General features: G+C 49.0%; 11 protein-coding genes and 1 other RNA gene. 8 read left to right on the top strand and 4 right to left on the bottom strand.

What is annotated here, in order from left to right; genetic code table 11:
• Positions 1-191: 191 nt before the first annotated feature.
• On the bottom strand, positions 192-1127 hold the full coding sequence (locus DWY84_RS00935; RefSeq protein ID WP_118530016.1) for a radical SAM protein: 936 nt from the start codon (positions 1125-1127) through the stop codon (positions 192-194).
• A gap of 173 nt (positions 1128-1300) precedes the next feature.
• On the opposite strand from DWY84_RS00935, the gene ssrS reads away from it, so the two are divergent.
• From ssrS to DWY84_RS00975, 8 genes are all read left to right on the top strand, one after another.
• Positions 1301-1478: non-coding RNA, 6S RNA (gene ssrS, locus DWY84_RS00940), on the top strand.
• 220 nt (positions 1479-1698) lie between these two features.
• Positions 1699-2934 carry an AI-2E family transporter gene (locus DWY84_RS00945; protein ID WP_118530018.1) on the top strand — a complete coding sequence of 412 codons (1236 nt, stop codon included), beginning with the start codon at positions 1699-1701 and terminating at the stop codon, positions 2932-2934.
• An 8-nt stretch (positions 2935-2942) separates the two neighbouring features.
• On the top strand, positions 2943-5204 hold the full coding sequence (locus DWY84_RS00950; protein WP_118530020.1) for a SpoIID/LytB domain-containing protein: 2262 nt from the start codon (positions 2943-2945) through the stop codon (positions 5202-5204).
• Positions 5205-5667: 463 nt separating this feature from the next.
• The gene (locus DWY84_RS00955; protein ID WP_118530273.1) at positions 5668-6885 is read left to right on the top strand and encodes a 6-phosphofructokinase; all 1218 of its coding nucleotides are present in this window, start codon (positions 5668-5670) and stop codon (positions 6883-6885) included.
• Positions 6886-6999: 114 nt separating this feature from the next.
• Entirely contained in the window at positions 7000-7512 is a 513-nt protein-coding gene (locus tag DWY84_RS00960; RefSeq protein ID WP_118530022.1) for an SEC-C metal-binding domain-containing protein, read from the top strand.
• A gap of 84 nt (positions 7513-7596) precedes the next feature.
• Positions 7597-8349, top strand: coding sequence for a class I SAM-dependent methyltransferase (locus tag DWY84_RS00965; RefSeq protein ID WP_182434890.1), 753 nt, complete (start codon positions 7597-7599; stop codon positions 8347-8349).
• Between the two features lie 21 nt (positions 8350-8370).
• Positions 8371-9252 carry an Hsp33 family molecular chaperone HslO gene (hslO, locus tag DWY84_RS00970; protein ID WP_118530024.1) on the top strand — a complete coding sequence of 294 codons (882 nt, stop codon included), beginning with the start codon at positions 8371-8373 and terminating at the stop codon, positions 9250-9252.
• Between the two features lie 42 nt (positions 9253-9294).
• Positions 9295-9840, top strand: coding sequence for a DUF5662 family protein (locus tag DWY84_RS00975; RefSeq protein ID WP_118530026.1), 546 nt, complete (start codon positions 9295-9297; stop codon positions 9838-9840).
• Positions 9841-9853: 13 nt separating this feature from the next.
• Here DWY84_RS00975 and DWY84_RS00980 read toward each other — a convergent pair whose 3' ends face one another.
• The 3 genes from DWY84_RS00980 to DWY84_RS00990 form a co-directional block, all read right to left on the bottom strand.
• Complete coding sequence (locus tag DWY84_RS00980) at positions 9854-10108, bottom strand: hypothetical protein (RefSeq protein ID WP_118530028.1); 255 nt, start codon at positions 10106-10108, stop codon at positions 9854-9856.
• A 141-nt stretch (positions 10109-10249) separates the two neighbouring features.
• Positions 10250-11041 carry an N-acetylmuramoyl-L-alanine amidase family protein gene (locus DWY84_RS00985; protein ID WP_118530030.1) on the bottom strand — a complete coding sequence of 264 codons (792 nt, stop codon included), beginning with the start codon at positions 11039-11041 and terminating at the stop codon, positions 10250-10252.
• 186 nt (positions 11042-11227) lie between these two features.
• On the bottom strand, positions 11228-12841 hold the full coding sequence (locus DWY84_RS00990) for a CTP synthase (RefSeq protein WP_118530032.1): 1614 nt from the start codon (positions 12839-12841) through the stop codon (positions 11228-11230).
• Positions 12842-13025 lie beyond the last annotated feature (184 nt).

The following is a 13025-nucleotide window of genomic DNA, read 5'->3' on the forward strand; positions in this document are numbered from 1 at the left end:
CAAACATCAGATAAGAAACAGTCAGAGGGTCAAAGAAAACAAAAACTGAATAAGAAAACCTATAAATTGAAAAGTGAGGTACAGTCCAGTGGACGAAGTGAATTAAAAGCGGATATCAAAGATGTAGACCTTTGGTATCCGCTTAAATTATGTGTGAAACAGCGTGTCTAGCAGCGCAGCTGCGCAGGATATTACAGACCTTCCAGATCAAAGGCCGGTGTATATTCTTCTTTGGCGCTGCTTTTTTTCTGCATAAATCCCTGTGTGAGTCCGAGATCCAGGGCGGCATCCACAACCTTCTGGTATTCGTAGCTGGTGATGCGGCGGTTCAGTTCCGGAAACTGCGGATTCTGTTCATAGGGGGTATACTGGCTCATAAGGCTGATGTAAAAGCTGTCCTTTGGCAGCTGCTCTGCCATCCAGTGCATCAGCCGGATGGAGTCCTCTTTGTTGCCGGGAAGCACCAGATGCCGGATGATGACTCCGCGGTCCATGACCGGAGCTACTTCTCCTGGTACCTCTTTGAGGTGCGGTTTCCCGGTCTGGCGTATCATCTGCGCAATTGCCTTCGCAGCAGCCTGGAAATAGAAAGGTGCCTGTGAGTAGCGCGCAGACAGTTCAGAGCTTTCGTATTTAAGATCCGGAAGCCAGATATCCACATAATCCTTCAGCGCCTCGATCGTTTCTGTCCGTTCATAACCGCCGCAGTTGTAGACAACAGGAATGCTCAGCCGGTCTTTGACAAGATCCAGTGCCGGGATGATCCAGGGCAGAAAATGGGTGGCGGTTACCAGACTTATATTGTTGGCACCCTGATCCTGAAGGCGCAAAAAGACATCGGCCAGCTCGCGTGCAGTCAGTGCTTTGCCGTATAGGTCGCGGCTGATCTTGTGATTCTGGCAGAAGCAGCAGCGCAGAGTACATCCGCTGAAAAATACAGTGCCGCTTCCCCGGGTGCCGCTGATGCAGGGTTCTTCCCAGTAGTGCAGTGCGGCTCTGGCAGCTACCGCACCGGACGGAGCCTGGCAGAAACCGCTCTGGATGCCGCGGTCAATGCCGCACATACGGGGACAGAGCTGGCAATGGTGAATCTGTTTCTGAAAATAGGATAAAGTCTGGTCTGACATGATGGTGCTCCAATCTTGGAAATGATATATGAATGTGGTTTTCAGTATACAAGAACCTGCGCGAAAAAGCAAGAAAACACAGATGAACTGGAAACTCAAGGATGTTTTGAAAAGGAACTTGAAAAAGGACACTACATGTTGTATAATCAGTTCAGAACAAACGAGACAGTAAGTAATTCCTGAAGTGTTCGACAACCTTACCCATTTTGAACCTACATTACTGACTAAGGGATTCCTATATCTGCCGGCAGATGTCAGGCCTCCATTGAGTGGAAGGCAGAAACCAGCGTGCGGTTGCCCACCTAGCTTTGCTAGGCGTCAATAAGTAAGAACGGCACATTCGGGATTACAAAAGAGAAAAGAGCAGCGGAGAACCCGCTGCTTTTATTATTATTATGCTTGTTTCTGTATCATTCGGTACAGTTTATTTTATCTTAACTTTATCTTTATGCCGTTGTGTGTTAAACTATAAATACCAATGCGGTGTTGCCGTTTTGTGGCAGATAAAAGGAAAATATGATTAGCGTCTGTTTTTTCAGGCAATACTGATTCCATGAAAGGAAACACAAATATGAAGAATGATAAGTACCGCACATACATATACTGGGGGGTGACCGCACTGGCGGTTCTGCTGCTTCTGGTTGCGGCGGTGTTTGTGGTTATACGCTGGTCACTGGTTGCGGCACTGGGCGCAAAAATCGCGCACATCCTTGCGCCGGTTATCTACGGAGCAGTGTTTGCCTATTTGCTGAATCCGGTTTACAACCGGGTACAGGCTGCGGTTATGAAGCTGACGAAGGACATCATTCCGGATGAGAAGGGCCGGAAGAGGCTGGGAGGCTTTCTTGGCACACTGGCAAGCATGTGCTTGCTGGTTGCCGTGGTGGTTGGCCTTATTTCCATGCTGATTCCGCAGCTCATCAGCAGCATCCGTGGTGTCATGGAGACCCTGCCATCCAGTATTAACAATCTGGAAATCTGGCTGGAAAAGATTCTGGCAGACAATCCGGACCTGGAGCAGCAGGTGATGCAGCATTACGGCGCGGCGGCAGATTATCTGCAGAACTGGCTGACGAATGTGGTAGTGCCGAATATTTACCGGATCATCGGCAGTGTGTCGAGCGGCGTGGTACTGGTGGTGCGGGCGGTGTTTGATATCCTCATTGGCCTCATTGTCATGGTTTATCTGCTGAATATGAAAGAAAAGCTGCTTGCTCAGGCCAAAATGATCATCTATGGGGTATTTCCGTTAAAAATCGCGAATAAAGTGATAGAGGAAGGACGGTATGTGCATCAGGTATTTGGCGGATTCATCATTGGCAAGCTGCTGGATTCCCTGATCATCGGCCTGATCTGCTTTGTGCTTCTTGGCTTTGCCAATATGCCATATGTCCTTTTGGTCAGCGTGATTGTCGGTGTGACCAATGTGATTCCATTTTTCGGACCGTTTATCGGTGCCATTCCAAGCGCATTCCTGATCCTGTTATCTGATCCGATGAAATGTCTGTATTTCCTGATCTTCGTTCTTTTGCTGCAGCAGTTTGACGGCAATATCCTCGGACCGAAGATCCTTGGAGATTCCACCGGGCTTTCCAGCTTCTGGGTATTGTTTTCTATCCTGCTGTTTGGCGGCCTGATGGGATTTGTGGGCATGATCATTGGTGTTCCGACTTTTGCGGTCATGTACCGTCTGGTGACGGAGTTCACCACCTGGCGGCTTGGAAAAAAGGCATTGTCGGGCAATCTTAACGAATACGACAGGCTGAATTATATTGACGAAACAGAACAGACTTATATTAAAAAATAGAGGATTTTATGAAAAAATGGAATATGATCCGGTGGATTCTTGGAATTCCGGTGATCGTCCTGACATTAATCCTGGTGATCTTAATCTGTGAACCAGAAAAATCAGGAATTACCAGGGCGGCGGCTGCAAAGTCAGTCGCCCTTGCTCTTTTGTCACCGGAAGAACTAAAAAACTGGGAAAAAGAATATGGAGCGTCGCATTTTGCAGCAGATGAGGTAGGAGAGTGGTATGTTCCCTATCTGGATTACCTGTATGAAAACGGGTATCTGGATGAAGCGGAGACTCCGGCGGACCGGGAACGTGCAGAGGGCCTCCTGACATACCGCGAGGCGGCCCGGATCGCAGAGCAGGCGTCTGGCAGTCTGAAACGGCTTGTGTCCGAAAATCGTCGCAATGGAACAAAGGCATATCCGGAGGAAGACTGGTGGCTTCTTTACGACTCCCTGCTAAAAGAGCTGGATCCGGAGAAAACGGTACATACAGAAAGCATCCGCATATACGGAACTCCGGAAAACATTCAGGGCTGTCCGGCCTGGACGGCGTATACCAGTCTTGGAACGCTTACCTTTTATGGCCTGTCTCTGGACTCCTATGTGGACCATGAGCTGACTGTCTGGGTGCGGGATACAGAACTGATCCATGTACAAAAGGATGAAGGGCAGAATACGCTGTACCGGAATGTATGGATTCTGGATGGAGACAATCAGGGCCTTATGGTATATATCGGAGATATTCAGCGAAAAATCCCGTTTCGCAAGAGCTATAAAAAAACAGAAGAGCTGATTGGTAACCTGGCAGATCTGACTATGGAACACGGAAAAATCGCAAAGGTGTCTGTGAAGAAAGAACGGATCAGCGGAAAGGTCCTTTCTGTACAGGATACGGCGATTGAACTGGAAGGTTACGGAAGCGTGCCGTTAGATGAGGAATACAAGGTATTAAAAACCTACGGTGATATTAAACGGCAGCAGCTTTCGGATATTCTGGTGGGAAGTGACAGCCAGGAATTCGTGGTAGCAAAGGGGAAAATCTGTGCGGTGATCAAAGAACGGGAGGATGCGGCTGATCAGATTCGTGTTCTGATCCTGGGAGATGGCTTTCAGAGCCGGTATCATGAGCGTATTGAGATCACCTGCCCGGGCAGTGTCAGGAAAGTACAGGGAGATTCGGAAACCATGCTAGATCCAGGGTCTGTGGTTTCTGTGACCAGTGGAGACGGAACCTGCAGCGCACAGCGTCTGATCCTGGAACCACAGGACGGAAGTGAGCTTACCGTGACCAGTTTAAACCGTGCCCAGGGACAGCCGTCTTATGCCGGCCGTCTGGAAATCCTGGATACGGATGATGGCCTGGTACTGGTGAATGAACTGGAACTGGAGGATTACTTAAAGAAGGTCATTCCCAGCGAGATGCCATCCAGCTATGAAAAAGAGGCTTTGAAGGCGCAGGCAGTCTGTGCCAGAACCTACGCGTTTATGCAGAGAAAGAGCAACACTTACAGTGCTTACGGTGCCCAGATTGATGACAGCACCCAGTTTCAGGTATACAACAACGTAGAACCGGATGAGAAAACGGCACAGGCAGTACAGGAAACCTATGGAAAAATGCTGTATTATGACGGAAATCCGATCACGGCTTACTACTTTTCCACTTCCTGCGGAACCACGACGAATGCGGCAATCTGGGACAGTGACCCGGAAGATACGCCCTATCTGCGCTGCTTAAGCCTGCAGACGGCCAGAAGCCGTCTGAGCTTTGCGGATGAGGAAGAATTTGCTTCCTTTATTAAAAATAAGGATTTTCCGGCATATGATGCCTCCTATCCGTTATACCGGTGGAATTTTAAAACCAATGGAACCATTATCGCCTCCCATGTGAGCGGTGTGGGAACAGTAACTGGAGTGTCCGTAACAGAACGTGGGCCTGGTGGCGTTGCCATGAAGCTTCTGGTAAAGGGAAGCGATGGCGAAACCATCATATCCGGGCAGAATGCCATTCGCAGTGCTCTGGGGGATTCCTCCCTGACGCTGAACCGCATGGATGGAAAAACCTCTGAGGGCTGGTCTTTGCTGCCAAGCGGGTTCCTTACCATAGAAGAGACAGGAACCGATGAAAACGGTGTGGCTCAGTTTCGCGTTTACGGCGGCGGCTATGGTCACGGTGTCGGCATGAGCCAGAATGGCGCCCAGGCCATGGCAAAGGCCGGTATGGGATACGAAGGAATTTTGAAATACTTTTACGATGGTGTAACGATCGAAGAAAAAGAATAAAATTTTTTCGGCAATGTATAAGAGCAGGACTGGAGGACATAATAAGAGTAGTACCAAAGAAAAGAGAAATACTTATCCTCCCCTTTTTAGTAAGCTCCGGCGCGAGAACGCGCTGGGGCTTATTTTTTGGCTTAAAATAAGGGGGTGTGGGGGATGGGGAAAATTGATGGAAGAGGAATCGTAAGTCTGTACCGAAGGCTATTTCGGGAATTAACGACTGTGGAGTGTACAAGAATCTGTGAGTAGCATATTACTTGTAATTGCCAAAACATACACATTTTCCATGATCATTCCCTCGTTCGTGGCGATAATCCTGTCATTTTCAGGAACTTCTGTCAGCGAATTATTTTTTTGACGAAAAGAAATAAGGTTGCAATCATCTTCAAATGTCCGTATAATAGGGAAACATATGAAACGAAATACCAGCAACCAGTTACAGATTGAGACAGAAATGAGGACAGATATGAAAAATCTATTAGTTGGACAGTCTGGCGGACCTACCGCTGTGATCAATGCAAGTCTTTACGGTGTCGTGAAGGCGGCACTCGCGTCATCTGAGATTGACCATGTATACGGCATGGTGAACGGCATCGAAGGCATGCTGCAGGATCATACGATCGATCTGGGCGAGAGCCTTTCCGAAGAAGAACTGGAACTTTTAAAGCTGACCCCGGCGGCATACCTGGGGTCCTGCCGTTACAAGCTTCCGGAGAGTCTGACGGATGCTTTCTATGAGACGATCTTTGAAAAATTCCGCCGGATGGAGATTGGCTATTTCCTGTACATCGGCGGCAATGATTCCATGGATACGGTCAGCAAGCTTTCCCGCTATGCGGCCCATCACGGAAGCGACATTCGGTTTATCGGTATTCCGAAGACCATTGATAATGACCTGATTCAGACCGATCACACGCCGGGCTACGGCAGTGCGGCGAAGTATGTGGCAGCTTCCGTACGGGAGATTGCGCTGGATGCGTCTGTGTACCAGCAAAAGGCGGTTACCATTGTGGAACTCATGGGACGCCATGCCGGATGGCTTACGGCAGCCAGCGCCCTGGCCCGCAAGTTTGAGGGGGATAATCCGGTACTCATCTATCTGCCGGAGGCAGATTTTGAACTGGAGCAGTTCGCAAAAGATTTAAAGGCGGCTCTGGAGAAGCGAAACAGCGTGGTGGTCTGTGTGTCAGAGGGAATTTCTGACGCTTCCGGGACTTTCATCTGCGAGTATGGTGATGAGGCCATGGTGGATAACTTTGGCCATAAGATGCTTACCGGCTGCGGCAAGGTGCTGGAGAACTTTATCCGTCACCGCTTTGGTGTGAAGGTGCGTTCCGTGGAACTGAATGTAAACCAGCGCTGCAGCGGAATGCTGGCATCGGAGACGGATATTCTGGAGGCGGCGATGGCCGGAAACGAAGGTGTAAATGCTGCCCTTGCGGGGGGGACTGGAAAGATGGTGGCCTTTGAACGCGTACAGGCAGAACCGTATCACATGGAATGCCGCCTGGTGGATGTAAATGAAGTCTGCAACCAGGAGAAAAAAGTACCTCTGGAGTGGATTACCAGACATGGCAGTGATGTAGGTCAGGACTTCCTCGATTACGCACGCCCGCTGATCAAAGGAGAGCCGAAACGCCCCATGGAGGACGGAATTCCGAAATATTTGTACCGGAAAGCCTGATTTATGGCATAAAAGATTTGCAAAAAGCAGAGAAATGTTATATACTTATCAGGAATATGCACGTGAAAGACTTAATGTGCGCACAGGATTATAGAAAAAGGAAGGATATACAATATGGCAACCTTATTAGAAAACTGGAGAAACCTTGCCTATGGCAACGGTCTGGATGATAAACAGAGAGAACAGCTGTGGACTGGCTATTTCACCATCGAGAAAGGAATCTACGAGCAGATCTTAACCAACCCGGCAGAGGTTGTTTCCGGCACTGTAAAAGAGCTGGCAGACAAGTACCAGACAGAGGTCCTGATCATGACCGGTTTCCTGGATGGCATCAATGAGAGCTTAAAGGGCTACGAGAACCCGATCGAGACCATGGATGAGAACACTCAGGTGAAGATCGAGATTGACCCGCAGAAGCTTTACTACAATATGGTAGAGGCAAAGGCAGAGTGGCTGTACACCCTCCCACAGTGGGATTCCATCTTAAATGAGGAGAAGAGAAAAGAGCTGTACAAGCAGCAGAAGGCTTCCGGAACCATCCGCAAGGAGAAGAAAATTTTCCCGAACGATCCGTGTCCGTGCGGAAGCGGCAAGAAGTACAAAAAGTGCTGTGGTAAGAACGCATAAGGAAATGAACGGTAAGCAGGAGTGTCTTTGGGACGTTCCTGCTTTTGTTTCTTACACAGGAAAGTTCGGAAGGAGGTTTCAAACGTGGAGGCATATACAGGTTTTGCGTCCGTGTACGATCTGTTCATGGATAACATCCCCTACAGGGCCTGGTGTGATTATGTGACAAGTCTTTTGAAAGAGTATGGTGTGGAGGACGGTCTGGTACTGGATCTTGGCTGCGGTACCGGAAAACTCACACGGCTGCTGGCCGGGGAAGGCTATGACATGATCGGTGTGGATCTTTCTGAAGAAATGCTGGAGGTAGCTCTGGAGCATGAAATGGAAGATCCAAAGCAGATCCTTTATTTACAGCAGGACATGCGCGAATTTGAACTGTATGGCACGGTCCGTGCTATTGTCAGCATCTGCGATTCCATGAATTATCTGGAAGACTATGAGGATCTGGTGCAGGTCTTAAAGCTGGCAAACAACTATCTGGATCCAAAGGGTGTTTTTGTTTTTGACATGAACACCGTGTATAAGTACCGGGAACAGCTGGGGGAGCAGACCATTGCGGAGAACCGGGAAGAGAGCAGCTTCATCTGGGAGAATTATTTTGATGAAAATGAAATGGTAAACGAATACGATCTCACCCTGTTCATCCGGGAAGAGGACGGCCGCTATTCTAAATATGAAGAGACCCATTACCAGAAGGCATTTGAAATCCGTGAAGTGCTGGAGGCTGTTAAAGAGGCCGGCATGGAACTGGTGGCGGTTTACGATGCGTTCACCAGAGAGCCGGTGAAGGAAACCAGCGACCGGGTTTATTTTATTGTGCGGGAGTGCGGCAAGTAAAACAAAAGGAGGAACGACAGTATGTCAGACTATATTATCAGAGCAACTGCGGCAGAGGGACAGATTCGTGCATTTGCCGCGATAACAAGAGAGTTGACTGAGTTTGCGCGTCAGGCGCACAACACCAGTCCGGTGGCAACGGCAGCCCTGGGACGTCTTCTGACGGCAGGCACTATGATGGGCGTCATGATGAAGGGCGCAGATGACATCCTCACCATCAAGATCGAAGGTGACGGCCCGATCGGAGGTTTAACCGTAACCGCTGATTCTAAAGGTGATGTCAAGGGCTATGCCTACAATCCGGAGGTTATGCTTCCTCCGAATGAGAAAGGAAAACTGGATGTCGGTGGTGCCCTTGGTATTGGCGTGTTAAGTGTCATCAAGGATATTGGTTTAAAGGAGCCGTATGTAGGCCAGACGATTCTCGTGACCAGTGAAATCGCGGAGGATTTAACCTACTATTTTGCAACCTCTGAGCAGACTCCTTCTAGCGTGGCCCTGGGCGTGCTGATGAATAAGGACAATACCGTACGCCAGGCAGGCGGATTTATTTTACAGCTGCTTCCGGGCGCTTCTGAGGAGGTTATTTCCACTTTGGAGAACCGCCTAAAAGAGATTACATCCATCACATCCCTGCTGGATGCGGGCAATACTCCGGAGATGATCTTAGAGCACATTCTGGGTGATTTCGATCTGGAAATTCTTGATAAGATCCCGACTCAGTTCGCCTGTAACTGCTCCAGAGAGCGCATCGAGAAGGCTCTGATCAGCATCGGAAAGAAAGAACTGCAGGAGATGATCAATGAAGGTAAGACCATCGAGATGAACTGCCATTTCTGTAATAAGCATTATCCGGTGACAGTGGAAGAACTGAAAGGGCTGCTGGAGAAAGCGGTACGATAAACAGAGGAAACGTTTATACGAGATATCAGGAGGTTTGGAAGGATGGAGCATAAGGCATGGCACCATTTTCTTACGATTACACAGCATAAGCTTCTGGTTATGCAGAATTGTTTCAGAGTAGGGCTGTTTAAACAGGGACTGCTGCATGATCTTTCCAAGTACAGTCCGGCAGAATTTATGACAGGAGTCCATTATTATCAGGGGGACCGCAGCCCAAATGCGGCAGAGCGGGAAGAAAAAGGATATTCTTCCGCATGGCTCCACCACAAGGGCCGGAACAAGCATCATTTCGAATACTGGATTGATTTTTCCAGAACCAGTCAGGGCATTGCCGGAGCAAAGATGCCGGTCAATTACCTGGTGGAGATGGTTATGGACCGCATTGCGGCCTGTAAGGTGTATCGGGGAAAAGATTACACCGATGCGTCAGCGTGGGAGTATTATCAGCGTGAACGCCCTTATCTGAACAGTGCCATGCATACTGAGACAAGGGCAGAACTGGAAAAGATCCTCATCATGTTGAAGCAGCGCGGAGAAAAGACAACGTTTTCTTATTTGCGGAAACTTTTGAAAAAAGGAAATTATTAGTCCGTATGGTTTATCATGATCCGTGAAAGATATCTGCAGGATAATGATAAATCTCAGCATAAGATTCCAGAACTTCGTCGGAATCGGTGCCGGAGGGAATCAGACCCGTACAGTCGGTAACGGATGCGGCCCGGACATCCAGCGTATCTGGATCATCGGTTCCATACGGGTCCTGCACGGGAATTTTTACGGGGCTGTCTGCCGGTCTGACCGGAGGCAGCTCCTTTTTTCGTACGATTTCAAGATTTTGCAGCATGTTGTTTTTCATGAAATTCATCTCCTTTGTCAGCAGTATGCGCAGGAATGGTGGATTCATACAGTGACTGACAAGGAAACAGAAAACAAAAATACCAGATTCCGGAAAAAACTCGGGATCTGGTATTTTTATGTATGTGGGTTAGTATAAATGTCAGCTTCTGGAAGAACCGGCTACAACGACATTCTGTCTGCCGTTTTCATCATCTGCAGCGCTTGCCTGGGAAGACTGCTGGTTCTGCTGGCTGCTGCTCTCAGAACCGGTAGTGTGGGACGGAATGCCGGAAAGGGTGGTGGTGCAGGTTCCATCTGCGTTGAAGGTATAGCTTACACCGCTGATGGTCTTGGTGGTGCCTGCTACCATAACACCGTTGGACGGATCAAAGTAGTAAGTTGCGCCGTTGACGTTGTGGAAACCGGTCTGCATCTTGCCGTCCTCACCGAAAAGGTACCAGTTGCCATCAACCGGCATAGCTACGTTCAGGGCACAAATGCCGGAAGTCGGATCAAAATAATATTTGGAACCATCAATGGTCTTCCAGCCGGTGCCAAGGGAGCCGTCGTTCTCCATGTGGTAGTAGCTGCCGTCCAGGTTCAGCCAGCCGATAACCAGAGTACCGTCAGACTGTGCGTAGTAGTATTTGTCGGTTGATACATCGTGGATCAGTCCGGTCAGCATAAGTCCGTCGGTATCAAAAAAGTATAATGCGTTGTTGATCTTTTTGATGCCGGTGCACATGATGCCAGTGGAAAGATCCATGTAGTAGTAGCCGTCATCCGTCTGGATCCAGCCCTTGTATAAAGAACCGTCGTTATCGTAGTACATATAGTTATTTCCGTTCTGCACCCAGCCGGTAGCTGCCAGGGAAGAAATTCCGGTAGCCAGGGTAACAGTTCCTAATACAGCTGCAGTCACAGCTGCAACAGCGTAGCGTTTTATTCTCATAGTAAAACATCCTTTCTTTGGTTCGTAATGAGCATACTATTTTTCTTCATTCAGTATAACCTTGTAAAAACGGGGATTCAAGTGTTTTTGATTATTATTCAGAAAAATGTAAGATACCGGCGGAAACTGCATCGGTATGAAAAAAGCACCACAGGATGTTAAAAACTTCCTGAGGTGCTTAAGCTGTTAGTTATGTTTTTCCTGATACTTCAGGGATGCTTCAATAAAGCCCTTGAACAGCGGATGCGGACGGTTCGGTCTGGATTTTAACTCCGGGTGAGCCTGGGTAGCCACGAACCATGGGTGATCCGGGAGCTCAATCATTTCGACGATACGGCCGTCCGGGGAAATGCCGGAGAGCATCATGCCATGTTCCTGCAGTACGGTGCGGTAATCGTTGTTGACCTCATAACGGTGGCGGTGGCGTTCATGGATGGTTTCTTCACCATAGAGCGCGTAAGCCTTGGATTCTTTGTTCAGAACACACGGATAGGAACCAAGCCGTAAGGTTCCGCCGATGTCCTCAATGCCATCCTGATCCGGCATTAAATGGATAACCGGATGCGCGGTGGACGGATCCAGCTCGGCACTGTGAGCGTCAGAGTATCCAACTACATCGCGGGCAAATTCCACGATGGAAAGCTGCATGCCAAGACACAGGCCCAGGAACGGAACCTGATGCTCACGCGCGTATTTGATAGCCTGAATCTTACCCTCAATACCGCGAGAGCCAAAGCCGCCCGGTACCAGGATGCCGCTGACATCACCGAGAAGCTCACCGACATTCTCAGCAGTTACAGTCTCAGAGTCGATCCATTTGATATTGACGCTGGCACGGCTTGCCACGCCGCCGTGTTTTAAGGATTCCACCACGGAGATGTAGGCATCGTGCAGCTGAATATATTTGCCGACCAGAGCCACGGTGACCTCTCTTTCAGGATGTTTCCAGGCATCGATCATGGCACGCCACTCAGCCAGATCTGGTTCCGGACAAGGAAGGTTTAAGCATTGGCAGGCAACCTCAGCCAGGTGCTCGTCCTCCATGGCAAGGGGTGCTTCGTAGAGAACCTCTACATCCAGGTTCTGGAGTACATGAGTCTTCGGAACGTTGCAGAAGAGGGCAATCTTGCTGCGCAGGCCGTCATCTAACGGATGCTCGCTGCGGCATACCAGGATATCCGGCCAGATTCCCATAGCCTGCAGGTCTTTTACGCTGGCCTGGGTCGGCTTGGTTTTCAATTCACCGGAAGCTTTTAAATAAGGAATGAGGGTGACATGGATGAGAATGGCATTCTCATGTCCTACTTCATGCTGGAACTGACGGATAGCCTCTAAAAATGGCTGGCTCTCGATATCGCCGACGGTTCCGCCTACCTCAATGATGGCAATCTCGGTATCGGTGGTGGAGTAGTTGCGGTGGAAGCGGCTCTTGATCTCGTTGGTGATGTGGGGGATCACCTGAACTGTGCCTCCGCCAAAGTCGCCGCGGCGCTCTTTCTGGAGCACGCTCCAGTATACCTTACCGGTGGTGACGTTGGAATTCTTGGTCAGGCTCTCATCGATGAAACGCTCATAGTGGCCAAGGTCCAGATCGGTCTCTGCGCCGTCATCGGTGACAAATACCTCGCCGTGTTGAACAGGGTTCATGGTACCCGGGTCAATATTGATGTAGGGGTCGAATTTCTGCATGGTTACTTTGTAACCGCGTGCTTTCAGCAGACGACCGAGGGATGCTGCGGTGATACCTTTACCGAGGCCGGAAACAACGCCGCCGGTAACGAAGACATACTTAACAGGCATGGTAAAACCTCCTTATATAATGTGGGGTGTGTAACATAATAACTCTCGAAAAAATAACGGAATTATTATACAGCGCAGCTATTCTAAAATCCAGATGTTTTTTCAAAACTTTATTTTTTTAAGTGGACTATTCTTGATTTATGGGAAAACTACCATTATAATGGTTCATAAATGCAAAAAACAG

The organism is Clostridium sp. AF27-2AA, assembly GCF_003478505.1.
Lineage (GTDB): Bacteria > Bacillota > Clostridia > Lachnospirales > Lachnospiraceae > Brotaphodocola.